At 43.0% G+C, this 24,699-nt stretch carries 20 protein-coding genes; all 20 read left to right on the forward strand.

Going from position 1 to position 24,699, the window contains the following annotated elements; genetic code table 11:
* Positions 1–38: 38 nt before the first annotated feature.
* The 20 genes from IE337_RS02895 to ffh all read left to right on the forward strand — a co-directional run bounded on the left by IE337_RS02895 (position 39) and on the right by ffh (position 24,659).
* Positions 39–1,049 (forward strand): class I SAM-dependent methyltransferase, encoded by a 1,011-nt coding sequence (locus IE337_RS02895; protein WP_191136720.1) that lies wholly within the window; start codon positions 39–41, stop codon positions 1,047–1,049.
* Between the two features lie 114 nt (positions 1,050–1,163).
* Positions 1,164–3,593: a primosomal protein N' gene (priA, locus tag IE337_RS02900; RefSeq protein ID WP_191136721.1), complete on the forward strand. Its 2,430-nt coding sequence runs from the start codon at positions 1,164–1,166 to the stop codon at positions 3,591–3,593.
* Between the two features lie 53 nt (positions 3,594–3,646).
* Complete coding sequence (fmt, locus tag IE337_RS02905; protein ID WP_191136866.1) at positions 3,647–4,600, forward strand: methionyl-tRNA formyltransferase; 954 nt, start codon at positions 3,647–3,649, stop codon at positions 4,598–4,600.
* Complete coding sequence (gene rsmB, locus IE337_RS02910; protein ID WP_423841172.1) at positions 4,593–5,966, forward strand: 16S rRNA (cytosine(967)-C(5))-methyltransferase RsmB; 1,374 nt, start codon at positions 4,593–4,595, stop codon at positions 5,964–5,966. The genes fmt and rsmB overlap by 8 nt, the downstream gene beginning before the upstream one ends.
* Before the next feature lie 24 nt (positions 5,967–5,990).
* Entirely contained in the window at positions 5,991–6,731 is a 741-nt protein-coding gene (locus IE337_RS02915; protein WP_191136723.1) for a Stp1/IreP family PP2C-type Ser/Thr phosphatase, read from the forward strand.
* Positions 6,731–8,506 (forward strand): Stk1 family PASTA domain-containing Ser/Thr kinase, encoded by a 1,776-nt coding sequence (pknB, locus tag IE337_RS02920; protein WP_191136724.1) that lies wholly within the window; start codon positions 6,731–6,733, stop codon positions 8,504–8,506. Before IE337_RS02915 ends, pknB begins: the two co-directional genes overlap by 1 nt.
* Before the next feature lie 18 nt (positions 8,507–8,524).
* Entirely contained in the window at positions 8,525–9,439 is a 915-nt protein-coding gene (gene rsgA, locus IE337_RS02925; RefSeq protein WP_191136725.1) for a ribosome small subunit-dependent GTPase A, read from the forward strand.
* 23 nt (positions 9,440–9,462) lie between these two features.
* The gene (gene rpe, locus IE337_RS02930) at positions 9,463–10,122 is read left to right on the forward strand and encodes a ribulose-phosphate 3-epimerase (RefSeq protein ID WP_057746174.1); all 660 of its coding nucleotides are present in this window, start codon (positions 9,463–9,465) and stop codon (positions 10,120–10,122) included.
* Positions 10,122–10,775 carry a thiamine diphosphokinase gene (locus tag IE337_RS02935; protein ID WP_191136726.1) on the forward strand — a complete coding sequence of 218 codons (654 nt, stop codon included), beginning with the start codon at positions 10,122–10,124 and terminating at the stop codon, positions 10,773–10,775. Before rpe ends, IE337_RS02935 begins: the two co-directional genes overlap by 1 nt.
* A gap of 143 nt (positions 10,776–10,918) precedes the next feature.
* The gene (gene rpmB, locus IE337_RS02940; protein WP_057788503.1) at positions 10,919–11,119 is read left to right on the forward strand and encodes a 50S ribosomal protein L28; all 201 of its coding nucleotides are present in this window, start codon (positions 10,919–10,921) and stop codon (positions 11,117–11,119) included.
* A gap of 138 nt (positions 11,120–11,257) precedes the next feature.
* Positions 11,258–11,620, forward strand: coding sequence for an Asp23/Gls24 family envelope stress response protein (locus IE337_RS02945; protein ID WP_057746184.1), 363 nt, complete (start codon positions 11,258–11,260; stop codon positions 11,618–11,620).
* Between the two features lie 26 nt (positions 11,621–11,646).
* Positions 11,647–13,329 carry a DAK2 domain-containing protein gene (locus IE337_RS02950; RefSeq protein ID WP_191136727.1) on the forward strand — a complete coding sequence of 561 codons (1,683 nt, stop codon included), beginning with the start codon at positions 11,647–11,649 and terminating at the stop codon, positions 13,327–13,329.
* 69 nt (positions 13,330–13,398) lie between these two features.
* A complete protein-coding gene (gene recG / locus IE337_RS02955) occupies positions 13,399–15,438 on the forward strand; it encodes an ATP-dependent DNA helicase RecG (protein ID WP_191136728.1) in 2,040 nt (679 codons plus the stop codon).
* Between the two features lie 81 nt (positions 15,439–15,519).
* Positions 15,520–16,560 (forward strand): phosphate acyltransferase PlsX, encoded by a 1,041-nt coding sequence (gene plsX / locus IE337_RS02960; RefSeq protein ID WP_191136729.1) that lies wholly within the window; start codon positions 15,520–15,522, stop codon positions 16,558–16,560.
* A 12-nt stretch (positions 16,561–16,572) separates the two neighbouring features.
* Entirely contained in the window at positions 16,573–16,815 is a 243-nt protein-coding gene (locus IE337_RS02965; protein ID WP_191136730.1) for an acyl carrier protein, read from the forward strand.
* A gap of 109 nt (positions 16,816–16,924) precedes the next feature.
* Positions 16,925–17,632 carry a ribonuclease III gene (gene rnc, locus IE337_RS02970; protein ID WP_057746202.1) on the forward strand — a complete coding sequence of 236 codons (708 nt, stop codon included), beginning with the start codon at positions 16,925–16,927 and terminating at the stop codon, positions 17,630–17,632.
* 15 nt (positions 17,633–17,647) lie between these two features.
* Entirely contained in the window at positions 17,648–21,172 is a 3,525-nt protein-coding gene (smc, locus tag IE337_RS02975; protein WP_191136731.1) for a chromosome segregation protein SMC, read from the forward strand.
* A 377-nt stretch (positions 21,173–21,549) separates the two neighbouring features.
* Positions 21,550–22,863, forward strand: coding sequence for a signal recognition particle-docking protein FtsY (gene ftsY, locus IE337_RS02980; RefSeq protein ID WP_446002618.1), 1,314 nt, complete (start codon positions 21,550–21,552; stop codon positions 22,861–22,863).
* Between the two features lies 1 nt (position 22,864).
* Complete coding sequence (locus IE337_RS02985; RefSeq protein ID WP_057746206.1) at positions 22,865–23,206, forward strand: putative DNA-binding protein; 342 nt, start codon at positions 22,865–22,867, stop codon at positions 23,204–23,206.
* Between the two features lie 4 nt (positions 23,207–23,210).
* Positions 23,211–24,659 carry a signal recognition particle protein gene (ffh, locus tag IE337_RS02990; protein WP_191136733.1) on the forward strand — a complete coding sequence of 483 codons (1,449 nt, stop codon included), beginning with the start codon at positions 23,211–23,213 and terminating at the stop codon, positions 24,657–24,659.
* The last annotated feature ends 40 nt before the right edge of the window (positions 24,660–24,699 follow it).

Genomic DNA, 24,699 nt, shown 5'->3' on the forward strand with positions numbered 1-24,699 from the left:
ATATCTAAAAAGATAAATAATTGGAGGGATAAATGCCCATGTATGAAGCGATTGAAAAAGCTATAAAAAAAATGCAAGCTGCCCAAGCGCAACTTGCCGAAAAATTGGATATCCCCGCCATTGAAGCCCTGATTATTGTGTTAGAGGCGCTTAATCGACAAAACGATGATGCCTTTAACGAATTAGAGCAAGCGGATCGTAAGTTTATTCGGCAAACACTTAAGGAAAGTGACTTTAACACGTTAACACCAGAACAAAAGCGGCAAGTGTTGCAGCTTGTTCTAGTTGCAACTATGCAAGAAGATAAGTTGCAAGGTAATTACCAGGTTACGCCAGATGCGATTGGTATGTGGGTAACATTCTTTGTTGAAGCCTTTTTGAACCCTCAACAGACTAGCCAAGTCTTAGATATTACAGTTGGATCAGGAAATCTACTTGCAACCGTTAACCTAGCCTTACAGCAACGTGGGGACACGACGACATATTATGGTGTTGAAAATGATGATACGCTTATTACCATTGCCAGTGGCGTTGCTGCGCTTTTAGGTTTAGATTGGCAATTAGATCATCAAGATGCCCTTGCGGATACACCTGATTTAAGTGACAAGATGGACGTTGTTGTTGCACATTTGCCCGTGGGATATTATCCAAAGGAGTTGGATGCGGGCTACCAAACTGTTGTTGAAGATGGTTTGACGTATGTGCATCATCTACTCATCGAGAAGGTTATGGAAACACTACGACCTGGGGGCCTTGGTTTGTTAATTGTGCCAGCACACTTATTTGAATCAGAACAGGCACCCCAACTACTGAAGTATTTCCAAAACGATGGTATCTATTTCCAAGGATTTATCCAATTCTCAGACAAATTGTTTTTGGATAAACAAGCAAGCAAGGCATTGTTGCTAGTACAAAAGCCGGGGGCAGACGCGGTTCAGGCTGAACCAGTAATGTTAGCCAAAGCCCCAGACGTGGGACAAAAAGAAGAGAATTTGAACTTTGTGAACCAAATGCAGACATGGCTTTCAGATAATCATCTCAGCCACTAAATTTGAAAAGACAGTTTGACAGAGTAAGTCATGTTAAGCTGTTTTTTTTTGTAAATTAGGGGATACCGCGTAAATTTGTTACAATAAAGTATTAAACCAAGCTGGAAAGGGGGGATGAGGATGTTTGCTCAAATAATTGTTGATGTACCAACGATGCAAACGAACCAACCCTATACTTATGCCATTCCAGACAAATTTGTGGCGGTTGTTGAGGCTGGGATGCGGGTTGTCGTTCCTTTCGGTAAGGGTAGCCGACAAGTACAAGGATTTGTGGTTGGTCTGCAAGATGACTATCATGGTGAGGTGGATTTAAAAGAAATTACTGATGTCGTTGATGTGGCACCTGTTCTAAATGCAGAGATGCTTGAATTAGCCGATTGGGTTGCTCGTGAGAATTTTGCCTTTAAAATTAGTGTCTTACAGGTGATGTTACCTAATGTTATGCGGGCCAAGTATGTGAAAACCGTTCAGTTACGTGACCCTGCGCTTTTAGAAACAGATGCAATGCTGCGTGATTTTTTCACCGATCGTTTTGAGGTACCGTTGGACGACAATCATGTGACACCTGAAGTGTTAACGGCGTTACATAAATATGCCCGCTTAGGTCAAGTGGCCATCAATTATCAAGTGGGTAATCGTGCGAAAATTAAATTGGTTACGGCTGTTAAACCAATCTTGTCGGCTGAAAAATATGATGAAATTCGGCAAGGGCTACGTCCTACGGCCAAGAAACAGGCACGATTATTGACGTATTTGATGACGGCTTCTCCAAATTGGATTGCACAAAAAGAAATTATTGATGCGACTGCGGTCGACTACACGACATTGAAGAAAGCCGAAACAAATGGGTGGATACAAAAAGGTGAAATTGAACAATATCGCTTACCAAAGTTAACCTCAGCTATCACGGCGACTGAGCCGTTACCGCTAACGGAGCAACAAGCGCATGTTTTTACAATACTGTCAGAGAATCTGACGGATGATGCGAACAGTCAGACGTACTTATTGGAAGGTGTGACTGGTTCTGGGAAAACCGAAGTGTACTTACAAGCAATGGCAACAGTTCTAGCGCAAGGGAAAACAGCCTTGATGTTGGTTCCAGAAATCACGCTAACCCCTCAGATGGTACGCCGCGTGAAAAGTCGCTTTGGTGAAGCTGTAGCTGTTCTACATAGTGCGCTTTCCGACGGTGAACGTTATGATGAGTGGCGCCGGATAGAGCGTGGCGAAGCAAGGGTAGTCGTTGGAGCCCGGTCAGCTATTTTTGCTCCCTTACAGGATATCGGACTTATCATTTTGGATGAAGAACACGATGCTTCGTATAAGCAGGAAGAAAATCCGCGATATCATGCGCGTGATGTTGCACTTTGGCGGGCGTCTTACCATCGAGCCACAGTGGTCTTAGGATCGGCAACGCCTTCTTTAGAAAGTCGTGCTCATGCCCAACAAGGTCAGTACACGCTATTGCGTTTGACCCAACGAGTCCAAACTCAACCATTGCCACCAGTAAGTTTAGTCGATATGCGTGAGTCCATTAAATCGGGCTCCGATGATTTATTTTCAAATGAACTATTGGAAGCTTTACGTCAACGATTGGCACGTGGCGAACAAAGTGTCTTAATGCTTAATCGCCGCGGTTACGCTAATTATGTTAGCTGTCGTGATTGTGGCTTTACGCCAACATGTGTTAACTGTGATTTGGCTTTAACCATGCATAAAGTAACCAATAGTCTAATTTGCCATTATTGTGGCTATCAAGAACCAATTCCGAAAACATGTCCTAACTGTGGTTCACAGCGTATTCGGCCCTTTGGCGCGGGCACGCAAAAAGTTGAAGCGATGCTTAAAGAGTACTTACCGACTGCACGTGTGTTACGAATGGATCAGGATACAACCCGAAAAAAAGGGGCGACTGACGGCATGCTGGAAGCTTTTGGTAACCACGAAGCTGACATTTTACTTGGCACGCAAATGATTGCTAAAGGGCTTGATTTTCCCGATATCACGCTAGTTGGCGTGCTTAATGCTGATACAACGTTGGCTTTACCCGACTATCGTGCCGCTGAACGCACTTTTCAGCTATTAACACAGGTTTCGGGGCGAGCAGGACGAGCGGAGAAACCAGGAGAAGTGATTGTGCAAACGTATAATCCAGAACATTATGCGTTACGGTTTGCACAAACGCATGATTATGAAGGCTTTTACCAGTATGAAATGGCAATTCGTAAAGAATGGCAGTACTCGCCGTATTATTACACCATTCAACTCAAAGTTTTACATGAATCGCAAACTGAATCAGCTCGCGTCGCCTATGAGATTGCGGATTGGTTGAAACCGTATCTTGATTTAAAAACGGTTATGCTCGGGCCATCGGCTGGGTCGGTAGCACGGCTGAATAACAAATATGTTTACCGTATTGTCATTAAATATCGGCAAAGTGCTAAATTATTTGAAGCACTAGACGAGTTAATGCAAGCTGGACAACGATTACAGCGACAAAAGGTCACACTATTGATTGACCGTGATCCGGTCAACTTTGTTTAATCGTCAAGTTGTTGGCGGTTAACATACATAATGCACTTTAAAAAGGAGTAATGATGTCAAAGAATATTATTTTTATGGGAACACCAGATTTTTCAGTCCCAATTTTAGAAGCAATTGCGCAAGATGATGCGTACAATGTGGTTGCGGTGGTGACACAACCTGATCGTCCCGTCGGTCGCAAGCGCGTCCTAACCCCAACCCCTGTAAAAAAGGCAGCTGTGGCGTTGAATTTACCAATCCTACAACCTGAAAAATTGAGTGGTTCAGAGGAACTCGCAACCCTTATCAATAGCGAACCGGATTTAATTATTACGGCGGCTTACGGTCAATTTTTACCGACTAAACTATTAAATGCAGCTAAAATTGCAGCAATTAATGTACATGCATCTTTGTTACCTAAGTATCGAGGTGGTGCACCCATTCATTATGCAGTGATGAACGGGGATGCTAAGACTGGTGTAACAATTATGTATATGGTCAAGGCCATGGATGCGGGTGATATTATTAGTCAAGCAGATTTGACAATTGGCGCCAATGATACGACAGGTGAGATGTTCGATAAATTAAGTCAGCTTGGTCGTGATTTGTTAATGGAAACGTTACCGCATTTGATTGAGGGAACAAGCTCGCGTACCCCGCAAGATCCTGCTCAAGTGACTTTTTCACCAAACATAACACCCGAACAAGAAGTTTTAGATTTTAAGGCTTCAGCACAAGCAGTGCACAACCATGTTCGAGGTTTAAATCCTTTTCCAACGGCCCACACGACAATTAATGGGGTTCGGACAAAGATTCAACGAACGCATCTTGTTGACGCAACGACTGAATTACCCGCTGGGTCAGTCGTTAAGAAAACGAAAAAAGAACTTTGGCTAGCAGCTGGTCAACACACTGTGGTGGCCATTGATGAGATTCAACCAGCAGGAAAACCCAAAATGACTGTTTCAGATTATCTGAACGGCCACGCAAAATTCAACGAAGGTGATCAGGTAATCGATGATGAGTAAACAACAAACAGCAATTAGTAAGTGGGAAAAGACAAATCCACGGGCCATGGCCGTAAGAACACTTGAAAAGGTACGAACAGGATCATATTCCAACCTAGAGTTGAATGCCATGATTAAACAAGCCGATTTGTCAGAACGTGACATCCACTTTATGACAACAATGGTCTATGGGGTTATTCAACATCGCTTAACATTAGAATATTGGTTGAAGCCTTTTATTAAGAACCCGAACCGCCTTGATCCATGGGTTCGAGAACTCTTTATGATTTCGTTGTTCCAGTGGCAATATTTGGATAAAGTACCCAAACGTGCAGTCTTTGATGAGGCTATCAATATTGCTAAAAAGCGTGGACATGACGGTATCCGACGTATGGTGACAGGAACATTACACGCCATGGATCGACAAGGGTTACCGGATACGGATAAGATTACGAATCCAACAGAACGTCTTTCAGTCCAAGAATCGTTACCCATTTGGATTATTGACTTACTTGTCGAACAATATGGGGTTGAACGGACTGAAAAAATTGCGGCAAGCATCAACCACGCACCGGCCCAATCAGCTCGTGTGAACATAGCCTTAGCCAGCGTTGATGAAGCCATTAGTGATTTGGAATTTGAAGGGTTCAAGGTAACGCGCTCGGAAGTTTCCCCAGTCGGACTTCGCTTGGAAAATGGCCATGCAGCTAGCTCACATGCTTTTGAAGCTGGCTTAATTACACTGCAAGACGAGGCTGCCATGTTGATGGTGCCAAGTCTTGAAATTGCACCTGACATGCGCGTGTTGGATGCTGCTGCTGCGCCAGGTGGTAAAACCACCCAAATTGCAACTTATTTGGATGCTACGCAGGGTGGAAGTGTGGATGCACTAGATATTCATGACCATAAAGTTAAACTAATTGCGGAAAATGCGTATCGGCTGGGTGTGGCTGACCGGGTGAAGGCGCATTCGCTTGATGCACGAAAAGTGGATGATGCTTTTGAAAATGAGACGTTTGATCGCATTCTAGTCGATGCACCATGTTCCGGTTTGGGATTGTTACGACGTAAACCTGAAATTCGTTACGAAAAAACACTTGATGATAGTCGTAATTTACAAAAAATTCAGCTTGAAATTTTAAATGCTGTTGCTGATAAATTAAAGGTTGGTGGGCGTCTAGTTTACGGTACATGTACTTTTGTAAACCTTGAGAATGATGATGTAATTCAAAAATTCTTGGCAACACATTCTAATTTTAGAATTGCTAAAAGCATGGTAGAATTAGACTTATCAATTGTTGATGAACAACAATTAATTCACATTATGCCGGATCAATATGGCACTGATGGATTCTTTATTGCAACACTAGAACGTACTGAGAAATAGATCGGATAAAAGATGGAGGTCGCTATGAAAATAGCATATGCAACTGATACTGGGAGAGTCCGCGCCGATAACCAAGATTATGTTGGTGCTTTTAAAAATCAGTTGGGTGTTCAATTAGCAATAGTGGCAGATGGGGTCGGCGGTGAGCAGGCCGGAGATGTCGCTTCGAATATGGCGGTGTCACATTTAGGTAATGCTTGGCGACAAGCAACGGTGCAAACAATCGCTGAAGCAAAGACTTGGATTGTCCAAGCCATTCAACAAGAAAATGCAACAATTTTAGAAACAGCTGGACGGTACCGAACACTGGAAGGTATGGCCACAACAATTGTATTGGCCGTCATTTTTCCAGATCAAATTTGTTTTGGAAATCTTGGTGATTCACGAGCCTACATGCTACGGAATGCACAATTGTTTCAAATTACAGAAGATCATAATTTAGCACAAGAACTGGTTCGAGCCGGATCAATGACGCCTGATGAAGCAAGCGCTAATGGTGGTCGAAATGTTTTAACACGTCAGTTGGGCGTTAATGAAGAAACTGAAATCGATTTGTTTGATTTTGCCCTACAACCAGGTGATGAAATTTTACTAACAACGGATGGCTTAGTGAAACATTTGAGTGATCAAGTCATCTATGACACATTGACACAAGTCTCATCAATGACTGAGGCGGTGTCACAACTAATCCAACAAACAAATGAAGCTGGTGGAAGCGATAATGTGACGGTTTTGTTAGGGTACCAAGAAAGTGAGGATGCCTAATGCAACCAGATCAAGTAATTGGCGGACGTTATAAAATAATTGGCCCACTGGGTGAGGGTGGCATGGCCAATGTTTATCGTGCCTATGACATGATTTTGGATCGGGAAGTTGCCTTGAAAATCATGCGCTTAGATATGCGAGATGATCCCATTGCTAAGAAACGCTTTGAAAATGAAATTCGGGCTTCAACTGAACTTGTTCATCCAAATATCACACAGGTTTATGATTATGGGGATGATGACGGAAATCAGTATTTAGTGACTGAGTATATTTCCGGTCCAGACTTGAAGCGTTACGAGACGGATAATTTTCCACTCCCCTTAACAAAGGTCGTGGATATCATGGGGCAAGTCTTGAGTGGTGTCCAGGAGGCCCATAATCACGGTATTATTCATCGTGATTTAAAGCCACAAAATGTCTTAATGACAGTGGATGGGACTGCGAAAATTACGGATTTTGGGATTGCACGTGCGCAATCTTCGTTTGGTATGACGCAAACCAATATGGCGATTGGTTCTGTGCATTATATGGCACCAGAACAAGTACGTGGTGAACCAGCAACACCGCAAAGTGACATTTATTCTCTGGGTATTATGTTATATGAGTTGTTGGCCGGCAAGGTTCCTTTTGATGGGGAAACGTCCGTCGCGGTGGCCATTAAGCATACAACGGATCCTATGCCTTTGGTGCGCGAAAGTGACCCACGGATTCCACAAGCCGTAGAAAATGTTATTTTGAAAGCAACAGCTAAAAATCCACTGGAACGTTATGATTCAGCGAATGCCATGCGTATGGATTTAGCTACAGCATTGTCACCTGATCGCGTCAATGAAGCACGTTGGATCAGCCCTTCAGCAAATGATGAGACTGAACCAACCAAAGTTATGACAACAATCAAAAGGCAGACGACGGCGAATGAAGCTAAGCTGTCTGAAAAGACAGCCACGGTTATGGCAGTTAATCGAGATAATGATGAGGCGACTGCGACAACTGCCGGACAGGCAGACCAACAACCAAAACCGTTTTATAAGAAGAAACGCGTGTGGCTTGTCGGTATTTTGGCTGTGCTTGCTGCCTTTATTATAGGTTTGACAATCTACGGCATGCAGACGCCTAAGCAAGCGACTGTTCCAGATGTGCAAGATATGTCATTGCAATCAGCCAAGGATGAATTAGCTGCGGCTAATTTAAAGCCTGGAACGATTACCTATAAATATTCTGAAACAACAAAATCAGGGGATGTGTTGGCATCGCAACCCAAGGCTGGTGCCCATGTGGCTCGTGATGCCAAAATTAAGCTCACGGTTTCTAAGGGACCACATAAGATTCGTTTTGGCGATTATCGAAACGAAGCTTATGAGACAGTGGCTGATCGTTTAAAGGCTAAGGGTTATACAGTTACTAACAGTCACGAACACAGCGATTCTGTGCCGGTTGGGTATATTATTAAACAGAGTATCAAGCCGGACAAGAAAGTGATTCCTAATAAGACAACCGTTAATTTTGTCGTGTCGATGGTCCCAGAAAAAATCGATTTACCACAAGCCTCGCAAAAAAGTGTTGAGGATTCTGAGGCTGTCTCGCGCGCTACAAACCCATCAGTCGCATCTTCTAAGTCGGAACGACGTGAGGAGTCTTCAACATCTGAAACTTCACAGAGTACATCAAGTACAGATTCAGAAAAGCCTGACACCTCTAGTAACTCTGAAGTTTCGCCTTCAACGCCTCAAGTAAGTTCTAGTTCAAGTACAACCGTATCAGGGCCAAATGATTAAAGAGAGAAAGAGGTAGGTATGGCAGAATACCATGGACAAATCCAGTTATCTTTAGCCGGTTTCTACGATATTAAAACCGACGCTGGTGAAATGTTTCGAGCACGCGCTCGAGGTAATTTTCGAAAGAAAGATGTGAAACCATTAGTGGGTGATTTCGTTGTATTCTCAGCGACCCAAGCTGATGATGGCTATATTTTAAGTATTGATGACCGCCGTAATTCGCTTGTGCGGCCACCTGTATCCAATGTTGATCAAGCCATCGTGGTGACTTCAGTGGAAATTCCAGAATACTCTAGTAATTTACTTGATCGGCAATTGGTAGCGCTTGAGGAACGGCAAATCGAACCCGTTATTTATTTTTCAAAGACTGACTTGATTTCTAGTGAATCGCGAGAATACTTACTGCAAGTTGCAAAAGGTTATCAACAAGCTGGTTATCAGGTGATTTTTCCAGAAGTTTCATTTGATGACGCTAGTTTAGATGAAATTCGAGCACTATTACCTGATAAGCTGACAGTCTTTATGGGACAAACAGGAGCCGGAAAGAGCACCTTGTTGAATCATCTGGTACCTGATTTGGACCTAGCAACAGGCGTGGTGTCAGAAACACTTATGCGTGGTAAACACACAACACGTCAAGTGGGACTGATTGAGATGTATGGTGGTTTAGTGGCTGATACACCAGGTTTCTCTGCCTTTGAAGTGTTTGACATGGAAGCAAATCAATTGACCCATTATTTCCGCGAATTTAATGGATATAGTCCAGAATGTAAGTATCGGGGCTGTGTCCATTTGAAGGAACCAGGCTGTGCGGTGAAGCCAGCTGTCGAAATGGGCGAGATTATGACGTCACGTTATGAGAACTATAAAATGTTTTATGATTTGATTGAAGGCCGTCGTCCGGTTTATAATAAACATGATAAGAAACATTAAAAATAGAAAAAGAGGTTATGGATATGTCAATTAAAGTTGCACCATCAATTTTGTCAGCTGATTATTTGAATCTTCAAGATGACGTTGCGCTAGTCGAAGCGGCAGGCGCAGATATGTTACACGTTGATGTTATGGATGGCATGTTTGTCCCATCTATTTCATATGGGCCAGGTTGGGTCAAGGCATTGAAGCAAGTTACTAATCTACCATTGGATGTTCATTTGATGGTTGAAGAACCAGAACGTTACGTGGATGAATTTGCACAAGCTGGTTCTGATATTATTGGGGTGCAATATGAAGCAACACAACATATCCACCGTGCCCTTCAAATGATTAAGAATAACGGTGTTAAAGCTGAGGTTGTCATTAACCCCGGAACTGCAGTTGAACTGATTGAACCAGTCTTGGACATGGTTGACCAAGTATTGATTATGACAGTTAACCCTGGTTTTGGTGGTCAAAAGTTCTTACCATCAATGCTTAAGAAGATTGAAAAGTTAGCCCAAATTAAGCGTGATAACGGCTATACTTTTGATATTCAAATTGACGGTGGGGCTAATGATGAAACGACTAAGTTAGCCTATGAAGCCGGTGCAACTGTTGCAGTTGCTGGTTCATATGTCTATGACAAAGTTGATCCAGCTGCCAAGATTGCCCGTCTTAAGGAAGTGACGGCTGACTAATGGGTGATACCTTTCAAGTTTTAGTAGGCGGACCCGAAGCGGATTGGCCTGCCCAACTTAAACAAGGCCAATTGTCTGGACGGTGGGCAGCGGCTGATCGCGGTGCCTTACGGCTACTAGCTTTGGGGTATCAACCAGAATTGGTTGTTGGTGATTTTGATTCGATGTCAAAGGCGGAACAAGCTGATGTTTTTCAACAAGTTGCCCATGTGGTGACAAAGACAGATCAAAACCAGACCGATACCGAACTTTTGTTAACGACCTTAGAACAGATGTACGACATAGAACAGATTGATATTTATGGTGCAACTGGTGGCCGAATTGATCAATTTTTTTCAAATATTTGGATTTTTACCAACCCCAAATTTCAATCATTGTTGTCTAAGGTACGTGTTGTTGATCGTTATAATGAAATTACTTTTTATGAAGCAGGTCAGCATACAATTAACAAAAGTCCACAGATGAAGTACCTTGGATTTATGCCATTAACTCCGGTAACGCATTTAACACTTATTGATGAAAAGTATCCTTTACAGCAATGGAGTGGAAATCCTTACTCGTGGTCATCAAATGAATTTGTGGGTGATACAAATCATTTTAGCTTTGAATCAGGCATTGTAGCAGTGATTCAAAGCCGAGATGCAGAAATTTAAGCCGTCTGTATCTGATGTAAATTGTGTAAAGTAAAAATACTTTACACAAAACCCTTGCACAAGTGCGAGTGGTTTGGTATTATTATTCAAGTAAATAAAAGCACTAAAAAAATTTAGAGAGCTTAAGATTGGAGGGTAAACATATGGCAGTTGATGCAGTCAACGGAAAGCGTACTCGCTTTGGTAACCAACGTTCACACGCCCTTAACTCAAGTCGTCGTAGCTGGAAGCCAAACTTGCAAAAAGTGACGGTTAAGATTAACGGTTCAGCACCTAAGAAGGTGTACCTATCAGCTCGTACTTTGAAGGCTGGTTTGAAGAACGGTACAATTGAGCGTGTTTAATTAAAAAAGCTACCGATTATGGTGGCTTTTTTCTTTTATCACCAGAAACCTGTTAGAATAGAATGAGTTAAGAACGAGACATAATCGACAGGTTGCCAAGCAATGCATGGTGACAGTTTCAAACGGAGGTCAAACAACATGGCAGTTAAGATTCAAATCAATCAAGGAACTATTGAAATCGAAAATGATGTAATTGCAACAATCGTTGGTGGTGCTGCGACGGATAATTATGGTGTCGTGGGTATGGCTAGCCAAACCCCAGTTCGTGATGGTGTCAATCAGATTTTGAATGGAGATAACTTCGCAAAGGGTGTTGTTGTTCGTCAAGCGGATAATGGTGTGATTGTTGATGTTTACATTATTGTTGGTTACGGCATGAAAATCTCTGAAATTTCCAAGAGCGTCCAAGCACGCGTTAAAAATGATTTAAATGTGATGTTAGGTATTGTGGCACAAGAAGTGAATGTGACGGTACAAGGCGTCCGTATGCTTGAAGATTAGAACGGTAACGATAAGGAGTTAAGATTGTGGAAGTACTAACAGAAATTACCAATGTCGAATTTGGTAAGATGATTAATTCTGCAGCAAGCGCTTTGCAGGATAATGCAGAAAAAATCAATAAATTAAATGTTTTCCCTGTACCTGATGGTGATACGGGTACAAATATGACCTTATCAATGGCGAGCGGTGCAGAGTACGAACGCGCTGAAGATGATACAAGCCTAGGGAGTTTAGCAAAGGCCACTTCAAAAGGGCTTTTAATGGGAGCACGTGGTAATTCAGGTGTCATCCTATCACAAATTTTCCGGGGGTTTGCAAATTCTGTTGATGGTAAACAAACCCTTTCAGCACGTGATTTTGCTGATGCCTTGATGGGTGGTGCAGAAACTGCGTATAAGGCAGTTATGAAACCCACAGAAGGGACAATTTTGACTGTCATTCGTGAGGCAGCAGCGGCAGCTAATCGTGCTGCTAAGCAGACCGAAGATGTGGTTGAAGTGATGCATGAAACATTGGATGCTGCGGAAAAAGCTTTGGCGAAGACACCAGACTTATTGCCTGCTTTGAAAGAAGTAGGGGTTGTTGATTCAGGTGGTCAAGGGCTTGTGATTGTTTTCCAAGCTTTTTACGGTGCTTTGTCAGGTGAAGAAATCACATCTGGAAATGTTGACAATGCAGGCCTAGAAGCGATGATTCAATCAATGCACAATGCGGGTGTTCAGGGTGATCTTGATCCACAAGACATTAAGTATGGTTACTGTACTGAGATTATGGTCGATATCGCTCAAGGAACGACCTATGACAAGGACTTTGATTATGATACTTTCTACAACTATCTTGCCGGATTAGGTGATTCATTGCTTGTTATCAATGATGACGAAGTTGTTAAGGTGCACGTCCACACAGAGAACCCAGGTGCGGTGATTGAATGGGGAACTCATTTCGGTTCATTGCGTAAGGTCAAAGTTGATAACATGCGTAACCAACAAGCTGAAGCTGCTGAAAAGGCAGATAAGCAACGAGAAGCGGAAGCTGAACAAGCTGCTGCTAAAGACTTGGCAGTTGTGACAATTGCCACGGGTTCAGGAATGCAGAAGCTCTTCAAGGACGCAGGTGTCACGACTGTTCTTGATGGGGAGCAAGCGCCTTCAACAGCAGACTTAGTTGCTGCCGTAAACGGAACTGGCGCCAAGCAAGTCATTATTTTGCCTAATGATAGCAATATCTTTATGGCAGCGGATCAAGCAGTTGATTTGACTGATATGCCAACGGCGGTTGTACGGACTAAGACACAACAACAAGGTTTGACAGCGATGGTTTTGGGATATAATCCTGAAGGTCAATTAGATCAAACAGTGGATGCCATGTCGGGTACCATTAGTGATATTAAGTCTGGTTCTGTGACAACGTCAGTTCGTGATACGAATATTAAAGGCTTAGAAATTCATGATGGTGACAGTATTGGTATTTTGGATGGTGAAATTGTTGTCGCAAAACCAAATGCTGATATTGAAGCTGCCGCGAAAGCTTTGCTTGAGAAGATGCTTGATGACGATTCAGAACTCGTTACAATCTATTTCGGTCTTGAAGGCAATTCTGACTTGGCAGATGCAATTGTGAGTTATGGTGAGAGTCTCGATGATGAATTAGAATTTGAAATTCATGATGGGGGTCAGCCACTGTACCCAATTTTGTTATCAGTTGAATAATGATTAATGGGTATAAACATTAAAGTAGAGTTAGCACATGCTAGCTCTTTTTTTTGAAAGGAGGGACCAATGACAAAAAGTTTAATGGATTCAGTCGGCCAATTAACTGGTGTGGGTCCCAAGCGTGAACAGGCGCTCAATCATTTAGACATCTACACCATTGCTGATTTAGTGACTTACTATCCGACGCGTTATGATGATTTAGCGGAAAAATTACCCTCACAAACAGCTGATGGTGAAAAAGTAACGTTTAAAGGGGTTGTGGCATCAGCTCCGGTGGTGCGACGCTTTGGTTATAAAAAAGTTATGGTGACGTTTCGCTTATCAATTGAACACGAGACGATTCAAGTCAGTTTTTTCAACCAGCCATGGATTGCTCAAAAAATTGACATTCAAAATGAAATTGCCGTTTATGGAACGTATGAACAGAAAAAACAGCGTATGACTGGTATGAAAATTATTTTGAATGAAGAAGAAAATGACATGCAGGCGGTCTACCCAGCTTCTAAAGAGATTCGCCAATCAACTATTAAAGAGTTAGTTTTCCAAGCATTGCACACGTATGCAGATTTGATTGATCAAGAGTTAATTCCCGAGTCAATTCGCCGGCGCTATCAACTGATGTCTCACGGCGAGGTAATCAAAAATATGCATCAACCAACTGATGCCGTCACGGCACAAGCTGCACGACGTACAGCATCTTTTGAAGAATTCTTTATCTTTCAAATGCGGCTACAGCTCATTAAACAAATGGATCGGCAAAATCAGGGTCGTCCGGTTAATTTTGATAACGATGAATTGAAACAATTCATCACGACCTTGCCGTTTGAGTTAACCGAAGCACAAAAGCGTGTCGTAAATGAAATACTCAGAGATATGCGTCGACCTCAGCATATGAATCGTTTACTGCAGGGGGATGTCGGGTCTGGAAAGACAGTTGTGGCTGCATTAGCGATGTATGGTGCAATTACTGCGGGCATGCAGGCAACTTTAATGGCACCTACTGAAATCTTGGCACAGCAGCACGCCCGAACGTTAGGTAATTTTTTTGCTGAAACTGATGTCCGTGTGGAACTCCTAACCGGTTCGACTAAGGCTGCAGCTCGTCGACAAATCTTGGAAGATTTAGTTGCTGGTGATATTGACATTTTGGTCGGTACGCATGCTCTAATTCAACCGGATGTCCTTTTCCATAATTTAGGACTTGCGGTCATTGATGAGCAACATCGCTTTGGGGTGAAACAACGGGCTAAATTACGTGAAATTGGCATGAATCCAGATGTTTTGGCTATGACGGCAACGCCAATTCCCAGAACATTAGCAATTACCGCTTATGGTGAAATGGATGTTTCAATCATCGATCAGCTACCGGCTGGTCGAAAAGTAATCAAAACGGAGTGGGTGCGCCACAATGGATATGAAAAGGTGTTAGACTTTATCAAGTCTGAATTAGCACAGGGTGCACAAGCCTACGTTGTGACGCCATTAATCGAGGAATCAGAAACGTTAGATGTTCAAAATGCGGAAGCGGTGTATCAAGAACTAGCCGATGTCTTTGGGCCGACATATCAGGTTGGTTTGTTGCATGGACGTATGGCAAACCAAGAGAAAGAACAGGTCATGGCAGAATTTAAAGCCAACCAGTTTCAAGTGCTTGTGTCCACAACCGTGATTGAAGTTGGTGTGGATGTGCCAAATGCCAGTGTGATGCTGATTCTAGATGCAGATCGTTTTGGTTTGTCGCAATTACATCAATTACGAGGCCGCGTTGGTCGAGGTGAGCGGCAATCCTATAATTTCTTGGTAAGTGATCCAAAGACACAATACGGCATTGAACGGATGGAAGTTATGACGCAGACGACAGATGGTTTTGTGCTTGCACAGAAGGATCTTGAGTTACGTGGGTCAGGTGATATCTTGGGCAAGCGTCAGTCTGGTGTACCGGAGTTTAAAGTTGGCGATCCAGTCCATGATTTGAAAATGATGACCATTGCTCAAGAAGAAGCAATCGACATGGTCGCCAAACCGGATTGGGACCAAGATCCTGAAATTAAGACCCTGGTTGAATTATTAGATGAGACTATGGCACGATATCGAAACTTTGACTAATGGACCTAAAAGATTTTATAATGGTAGGTACTGTTTTTAGAGATTGAATACAAATATATAAAATGAACGAGGAAGCATGACATGTTAAAGATTGCGATTGATGCAATGGGTGGCGATAACGCCCCAGAAGCGATTGTAAATGGTGTTGAACAAGCTCGGGATGAAATGCCCGATGTTGAATTTCAATTGTATGGTCCAGTTGATCAATTGAAGGCTTTGATTAAAAATGATCAGCAAATTAAATTTATTGAAGCTGATGAAGTGATTGAAATGGCCGAAGAACCGGTTAAGGCCATGCGGACCAAGAAAAATAGCTCACTTGTAATGGCAGCTGAAGCGGTTAAGGCGGGCGATGCCGACGCATTCTTTTCAGCCGGAAACACTGGGGCAGTGTTAGCGACAGCAATTTTTATTGTGGGACGTATTAAAGGTGTTGATCGTCCAGCCTTAATGTCGGTTATGCCGGCCTTAAATGGACCACATCCTGTTTTCGTTATGATGGATGTGGGTGCCAATGCTGAAAACAAGCCGGCCCATCTTTACCAATATGGTATCCTAGGTTCATTCTATGCAAGTGAAGTGTTGGGGTTTGAGACACCACGTGTTGGGCTGCTTAATAATGGTGGTGAGCCAGATAAGGGTGATCCATTACATAAAGAGGCGCACCAACTCTTGCAACATGGGAGTGATGCCGGTAATTTGAATTTCGTGGGTAACGTGGAATCACGTGATTTGTTGCAAGGACCAGCAGATGTCGTCGTTTCAGACGGTTTCTCAGGAAATGCCACCCTAAAGGCCATTGAAGGAACGGCCAAGAGTGTGCTTTCTGTTGTGAAGAACACAATTGTTGATGGAAACTTGCAAGCCAAGTTAGGTGGCCTATTGCTGAAGCCAAGTTTGACTAAAGCGGCTGAACGTTTAGACTACTCTGAATATGGTGGTGCAGTTGTTATTGGTGTGAAGGCACCAGTTGTGAAGACCCATGGTTCATCAAGTGCTTACGAAGTTGCCCAAACTTTGAAGCAAATTCAGAAGATTTCGGATGCGGATTTGACGAATAAAGTTGAAGCGTACGTCAAGACACACAAAGATGAACTGTCATCAAAGTCAGAAAAGAAGTAAACAGGGGTCAGCATGGAGCGCCAACAGACAGTTGATGGTGTGATTCAATTTGTCGCGAAGCATTTTAAAGTTGATCCACGCAACCTCACTGGTTCGAGTGATTTGATGCAAGTGACCGATGCTGATTCGATTGATTTTCTTGAATTAATCTTAGAAATGGAAGATGTATTTCATACCGCCATTTCTGATGAAGATGCCGAGCAATTACAGACAATCGATGACGTTGCGGATTTCGTGATCGCACATTCAAAATAAGTGATAAAGGCACCAACAGCGAATGCTGTTGGTGCCTTTTGTTTCAGCTTAACGCGCTAAAATCTGGTATAATAAGGACTATGTGAAAATTAAAAGGGGGCAAAAGCGCATGGAAGAATTAGAGCAAGAATTAGCAAGTCAGTATGACCTACATTTTGATAATGAACAATTGCTTCAGGAAGCACTGACGCAAGCAAATTATTTGAATGAACATCCTGAAGTAGAAGGAAATGATTATCAACGGTTAGAGTTTTTGGGCGATGCTGTCATGCAACAATCAACGGCAGTGTATTTATTTAAACGTTTTCCAGATTGGGATGAAGGTCGATTGACAGAGTTGCGTATTGCAATGGTACAGACCCGTTCATTTGCAGCTTTGTCACGCGAGTTACATCTAGATCGTTATATTCGATTAGGCCGGGGAGAAGAATTATCTGGTGCCCGCCAACGTGATTCATTACTGGAAGATATTTGGGAGGCCTTTATTGGGGCCCTATACCTTGATCAAGGACAAGCTGTCGTGATGCGTTTCTTGGAACAAATTTTATTTGCAAAAATTGACGAAGGCTTCTTTGAGCAATTTGTGGACTATAAGTCAAAGTTACAAGAATATCTACAAAAAGATGGACCCGTTGCAATTAAATATCAAAAACTATCAGAAAAGCCCTTGGCGAATAATGATCAAATTTTTGAAGTCGAAGTAATGGTTAACCAACAAGTACTTGCAACAGGACAAGGTAAGTCAACCAAAGCGGCGGAAAAAGATGCCGCACGGAATGCTTACCAGCAATTAACGACATCTGCTGAAAAAAAGTAAATTAGGGATGCAACTATGAAACTAAAAACTTTATCAATGCAGGGGTTTAAATCATTTGCCGACCGGACGCAAATTGATTTCATGCCTGGGATAACAGGGATTGTTGGGCCAAATGGATCAGGTAAGTCTAATATTATTGAAGCTATCCGTTGGGTAATGGGTGAACAATCAGCCAAAGGTCTGCGTGGTGATAAGATGGCCGACGTGATTTTTGGCGGTACAAAAACGCGAGCGCCTTTAAATCGCGCGGAAGTTGGGATTGTCTTTGATAACCAAGATCACTATTTGAACTCTGACTTTTCAGAAATTGAGATTAAACGCTTGCTGTATCGGAATGGCGATTCCAAATATCTGATGAATGGGAAACAAGTTCGTTTGAAAGATATCCAAGAGTTATTTATGGATTCAGGGCTTGGTCATGAAAGTTTTTCGATTATTTCCCAAGGACGTGTGGAGCACATCTTCAGTGCCAAAGCTGAAGACCGACGTGCCATTATTGAAGATGTGGCTGGTGTTTATAAATATAAGCAAAATAAACAACAAGCTGGTAAGAAATTAGCTGATGTTCAAGATAACCTTGCACGTGTAACGGATATTCTTTATGAGTTGGAACAACGGATTGAGCCTTTAGCACAACAAAGTGCCAAAGCACAGGACTATAAGGATCAGAAGCAGGCTTTTGAGCAATTAGACCAAAGTCGACTTCAAATTGAACTCACGGAATGGCACCAGACGTTAGAAACAACAATTGCGGAACGTGACGCACAGTCTGTCCAACAACAGACGATATCTGAAACCGTCACTCAAGCACAAACAGATTTACAAAAGCAAAAATTAGAGCTAATTGATCAACGTGAACGGCAACAACAGGCGCAACAAGCTTTGTTAGAGGTAACCCAGCGAGTTGAAGCATTGGCAGGTGAAAAAAGGTTACAGGCTGAACGAGAACAGAATCAAAAGCAGTTAGTTGCTGCAACAAGACAAACGTTGACCGAGCGCCAAGCGGCCGCAGCTAATTTGGTCCAACAACTGGAACAAGCTAAGGAAGCAGCGACCCAAGCCGATAGCACACTAAAAGCATTGAATGAACAGGCGCAACAGTTAAGTCGTTCGACTGATCAAGCCCATTTAATGGCGTTGGAAAAGCAATTGGCGGATTTGCGTCCGGAGTTAGTGACCGCTTTGGAACAATTGACGACGGCCAAGAATAATCAACATTTTGCACAACAAGAACATCAACGTGCCGATGCTCAAACAGATCGTTACCAACAGCGCTACCAGAGCTTGATGGATCAAATCAAAACGGCTAAAGCTAGCCTAGAAGCAGTTCAAGCGCAGGCTGATCAGGCCCAAGCTGAGCTAAAATTAGCGCAACAAGCATTGGCTGAACAGCAAACACAAGGTCAGGCAGCAGAACGCCAATATCAAGCGAATCGCGAAAAATGGTATGAGCGTCTTCAAGCGCAACAACATGTACAAGCTCGCGTTGAATCGTTACAACGGCTGAATGAGCAGTATGATGGGTATTATCAAGGCGTGAAACAATTAATGAAGCAGCGCAATGCGTTTCCCGGTATTCAAGGGGTCGTGGCTGAGTTGATAGATGTTGACCCCAAGTATCAGTTAGCAATCGAAACAGCGCTCGGCGCAGCCTTACAACAGGTGATTGTCGATACACCTAATACGGCTAAGCAAGCGATTCAATACCTAAGCAAACATCGCCTAGGTCGCGTTACCTTTTTGCCGATGTCGACAATTAAAGGTCGCCAATTGGCACCGAACCTGCTCCAAACAGCGGAGACACAACCTGGTTTCCTGGGGACTGCGGCTGATTTGGTGAATATGCACGCTGAGTTTAAGCAGATTAAACAACAATTGTTAGGCACAACCGTGATTGTAGATGACCTTGACCATGCCAATCAAATGGCCCATGCCTTAGGGCAACGCGTTCGACTTGTGACGTTAGACGGGCAAGTGATTAATGCGGGCGGTTCCATGACTGGTGGTGCGAGCCGTAATCAGCAACAAGGTTTACTGACGCAAAAAAATGAATTAGCCGATCTCACCCAACAATTAACGGTATTAAACCAAGATGTGACGACTTTAGAAGCAGCTGTCAAATCCGACAAAGCGGCTTTGAATGAATTAACCGAAACGTTTAAAGCACAACAAGCACAAGTTTTGCAGTTAACGGAAGTTCAGCAACAGCAGACTGCTTCACTCCAAAAAGCACAACAAGATTTAACGCATCTTGAAAAACAACAACAAAGTTTGCAGTATGATATGCAGTTAGCCGGAGTTGGCGAAAACCAGGACGATAAAGTATTGCAAGAACAATTACAATCAGCTCAAACGCAATATGATGACGTTAATCAACAATTGGAAGCAACGCAAACAGAAATGACGACGTTGCAGAAAAGTTTAGAGGAATCAAATCAAGCCTTGGTGGAAGTGCAATTGGCGCAAAAAACAGCAGAGGCAGATCAACAACACGCCCAAGAACAGGTGACCAATTTAACGGCTCAGTTGAAGGCCAACACCGATGCACAAGCACAATTGACAGCCCAATTACGAGATTTGAACATGGATCGTGACGACGTTAATCAGCGGATTGCGACGGAGTTACAAGCCAAACAAGGCGAACGTGAGCAATTAGTGCAGCGTCTGACTGAAATTGACAAAACCCTGCAAAATCAGCAAAACGCCATAGACCAAAAAGAACGTGCGATTGAGCAGTTGCAAGGCAAGCAACAACATGACTTGGCAGCTTTGAATCAATTAACGGCACGTCAAACCGGGTTACAAACACGCATTGAACAAGCACAAGCTCAACTTGAAGAAACATATGCAGTTCAGTATCAACCACAGGCTGAAGCAACATGTGCGGACCTGCCGGCAATCAAAAATCAGTTGAAACTCTTAAAGCGAGGCTTAGACGATATTGGTGATGTTAATATGAACGCCATTACGGAATACGCTGAAGTGAAGGAGCGTTATGCATTCTTAAATCAACAGAAGCAAGATTTATTAGATGCCCACGATGATTTGGCCGAAACGATGTCTGAGATGGATGAAGAAGTCAAGACCCGTTTTAAAACAACGTTCGATGCGGTCAATGGGCATTTTGAGCAAATATTTGTTAAAATGTTTGGAGGCGGTCAAGCAAAGCTTTATTTGGAACAGCCAGACAATTTATTAGAAACAGGTATTGATATTAAGGCTCAGCCACCCGGTAAGAAATTTCAACAAATGAGCCTGCTTTCTGGTGGTGAAAAAGCGTTGACGGCGATTAGTTTGCTCTTTGCCATTTTGGCGGTGCGCCCGGTGCCATTTGTTGTTTTGGATGAAACTGAAGCCGCACTAGACGAAGCAAATGTTGATCGCTTCGCCAATTATTTACAATCGGTTGAACAAGCCACGCAATTTATTGTGATTACACATCGACAAGGAACTATGGCCGCCTGTGATGTCTTGTATGGGGTAACAATGCAAGAACCAGGTGTTTCAACCATGGTCTCAGTCAACCTAAATGACGCATGAATTAAGAGAGGATAGGGATAATGGGATTATTTGATTTTTTGAAACATAAGCCAAAAGTTAAAGTTGAGGTCTTACAGCCAAAGCCAGGTATGGCTGTGGATATTAAATATGTGACGGATGAAATTGCTGAACAAGAGGCAATCGCTGACTCACATGAATTAGTTGTTTCAGCTTCAACGACACCCGTCGAAGCTGAGCGTGAGGCAGAAAATGAAACACTGACATCGACGGTTGCTGAATCGGCAGCCCATGCATCAATTGCACAAGCTAAAGCTGATCGTGAAACTGCCTCAGCTTCATTGTCAGAATCCGAGGCTGCATCTGTTATTGACGCACAATCAGCGGAACAAGCACATGTGACATCTGTATCAGACGCAATGGCACAAGTTCATGCTGACTCACTGTCAGATGAGCTATCATTAGTCACCTCAACTAGCCAAGTCGAAGCAGATATGCTCGCTGAATCTGCCTCATTTTCAACCTCAGTCATGGTTTCAGCGTCACAAGCACATGCGACATCAGTTTCAACCAGTCAATCTTTATCAGTCTCTGCCTCGCAGGATGCTGCCAGCGCGGTTAATGAAGTGGAACTGGAAGAAACAGCTGAACACGATTTAGAACCTGAGATTAAACGCGATTTAGCGCAAACTGAGCAAAATCACGACACGTCACTCGAAATAAGCCAATCATTGTCAGAGTCAGCTTCAGCAGACGCGGCCAATGCGATTAATGAAACTGAAGTTGAACAGACAGCCGAGCAAGATTTGGATCAAGGTCTTAGCAAAACCCGCCGGACATGGTCTGATCGCTGGAATCAGTTCATGTCAAACTTCCGTTCAGTTGATGAAGACTTCTTTGATGATTTAGAAGAAACATTGATTAGTGCGGATGTTGGGGCACAAACGGCCGTTACATTGACGGACGAGTTACGTGATGAAGTGAAATTGAAGAATGCCAAGAGTCAAGATGAAGTCTCAAAAGTTATTATTCAAAAATTAATTGATCTCTACGAACGTCAAGGGGTTGATGAAGATACCAGTATGCACCTTAATGCCAATGGGTTAACGGTGATTTTATTTGTTGGAGTGAATGGGGTTGGTAAGACAACCACAATCGGTAAGATGTCAGCACGCTATAAGCAAGAAGGTAAGCAGGTCGTCTTGGCCGCAGCGGATACGTTCCGTGCGGGTGCGACTGAACAACTCGTTGAATGGGGAAAGCGTAACGATATTCCGGTTGTGACTGGAGCGGCAAATTCCGATCCAGCATCAGTTGTGTACGATGGCGTTAAGCAAGCCCAGGCGCAAGAAGCAGACATTTTGTTTGTGGATACGGCGGGACGTTTGCAAAATAATGTGAACTTGATGCAAGAGTTGGCGAAAATGAAGCGAATTATTCAGCGTGAAATTCCAGAAGCACCTCAAGAAGTATTGCTGGTCCTTGATGCAACAACAGGGCAAAATGCTTTGCAACAAGCGCGTTTGTTCAAAGATTCAACGGACGTCACAGGAATTGTGCTAACGAAACTTGATGGTACCGCCAAAGGTGGTATTATTTTACCAATCCGAAATGAATTACATTTGCCAGTTAAATGGATTGGTGTTGGTGAGAAGGTTACTGACTTACAACCATTTGATGCAGATGCCTTTGTAAAGGGGCTTTTCGGTCGTTTGCTTGAGGGTTCTAAGTAACATGGAAGTTGCCAAAACCACTCGCTTGAATGCGTTATTTGATTTTTATCAACCGTTGCTGACCAAAAAGCAAAATGATTATTTGGAACTCTATTATGCGGACGACCTTTCATTGGGGGAAGTAGCTGATGAATTCCAGGTATCACGCCAAGCCGTTTATGATAATTTAAAACGGAGTACACAGTTGCTTGAAAATTATGAAGCAAAATTACATTTGTATGCTGATTTTCAAAAAAGGCAAGCGGCTGCTGAAAATATGCAAAGCTATATTGCAGAAAATTATCCAGCCGATGCTGATTTACAAGCATTGGCAAATCAATTAGTAACATTAGAAGAGGAGTAGAACCATGGCTTTTGAAGGATTAACAGAAAGATTACAGGGTGCCATTTCAGGTCTTCGTCGTAAAGGTAAGGTAACGGATGCGGATTTGCGCGATACAATGCGTGAAATTCGCATGGCCTTACTGGATGCTGACGTTAACTATTCCGTTGTTAAGGAATTTGTGCGAAATGTCCGTGAAAAGGCTGCTGGAGCTAAAGTCTTAGAAGGCTTAAACCCAGCGCAACAAATTGTTTCAATCGTAAATGATGAATTGGTTGAAATGATGGGTGAAGAAGCGGTGCCACTGAACAAGTCACCTAAGATTCCAACAGTTATTATGATGGTTGGTCTACAAGGGGCTGGTAAGACGACCACTGCTGGTAAATTGGCTAACAAGTTGAAGAAGGAACAAAATGCGCGTCCCTTCATGATTGCTGCTGACGTTTATCGTCCAGCGGCCATTCAACAGTTGCAAACGATTGGTGAACAAATTGACGTCCCTGTTTTCGAAATGGGAACAGATGTTGATCCGCGTGAAATCGTGCGCCAAGGATTAGACAAAGCCCACGAAGAAAAGGCTGACTATGTCTTCATTGATGCTGCTGGTCGTTTGCAAATCGATGAGCCATTGATGCAAGAGCTGGAAGATATTAAAGAAATCGCGCAACCAGATGAAATCATGTTGGTTGTTGATGCGATGACTGGTCAGAATGCAACTGAAACGGCTGAAGGATTTAATGATCGCTTGGGCATTACTGGGGTTACACTTACGAAGTTAGATGGTGATACCCGTGGTGGAGCGGCACTTTCAATCCGTGCTGTAACAGGTAAGCCAATTAAGTTTGTCGGTCAAGGTGAAAAGATGGATGACTTAGATGTCTTCTATCCTGATCGTATGGCTAGTCGTATTTTGGGTATGGGTGACATGATGACCCTAATCGAAAAAGCCCAAAAGGATTACGACGAAAAGCAAGCTGAAGAAACCATGGAAAAAATGAAGTCAAGTACCTTTGATTTCAATGATTTCTTGGATCAAATGCAACAAGTTCAAAATATGGGACCGATGGAAGATTTGATTAAAATGATTCCAGGAATGGCAAATAATCCAGCCTTAAAGAACGTGCAAATCGATCCTAAAGATATGGAACATCTAAAGGCCATTGTGTACTCAATGACGAAGGCTGAACGTGAGAATCCTGATTTATTGAGTCCATCACGTCGCCGCCGAATTGCCGCAGGATCTGGTCGTCCAATTGTTGAAGTGAATCGTATGATTAAACAATTCAATGAAATGAAAAAGATGATGGGTCAAGTACTGAATGGTAATGTCAATGGCATGGAGCAAATGATGGGTGCCATGGGTATGGGTGGCGGAAACGGTGCCGGTGGCGGTCTTCAAGGCAAGATGGCTAACGTTGCGATGAAGCAAATGGCCCGTCGCGTTAAGAAGAACAAGAAAAAGCGTAGCAAGTAAAAAAGACAAATTTAAAACTGTAAAGGAAAAACACTTTACA

It is taken from the genome of Weissella viridescens, from assembly GCF_014789145.1.
Taxonomy (GTDB): domain Bacteria; phylum Bacillota; class Bacilli; order Lactobacillales; family Lactobacillaceae; genus Weissella; species Weissella viridescens.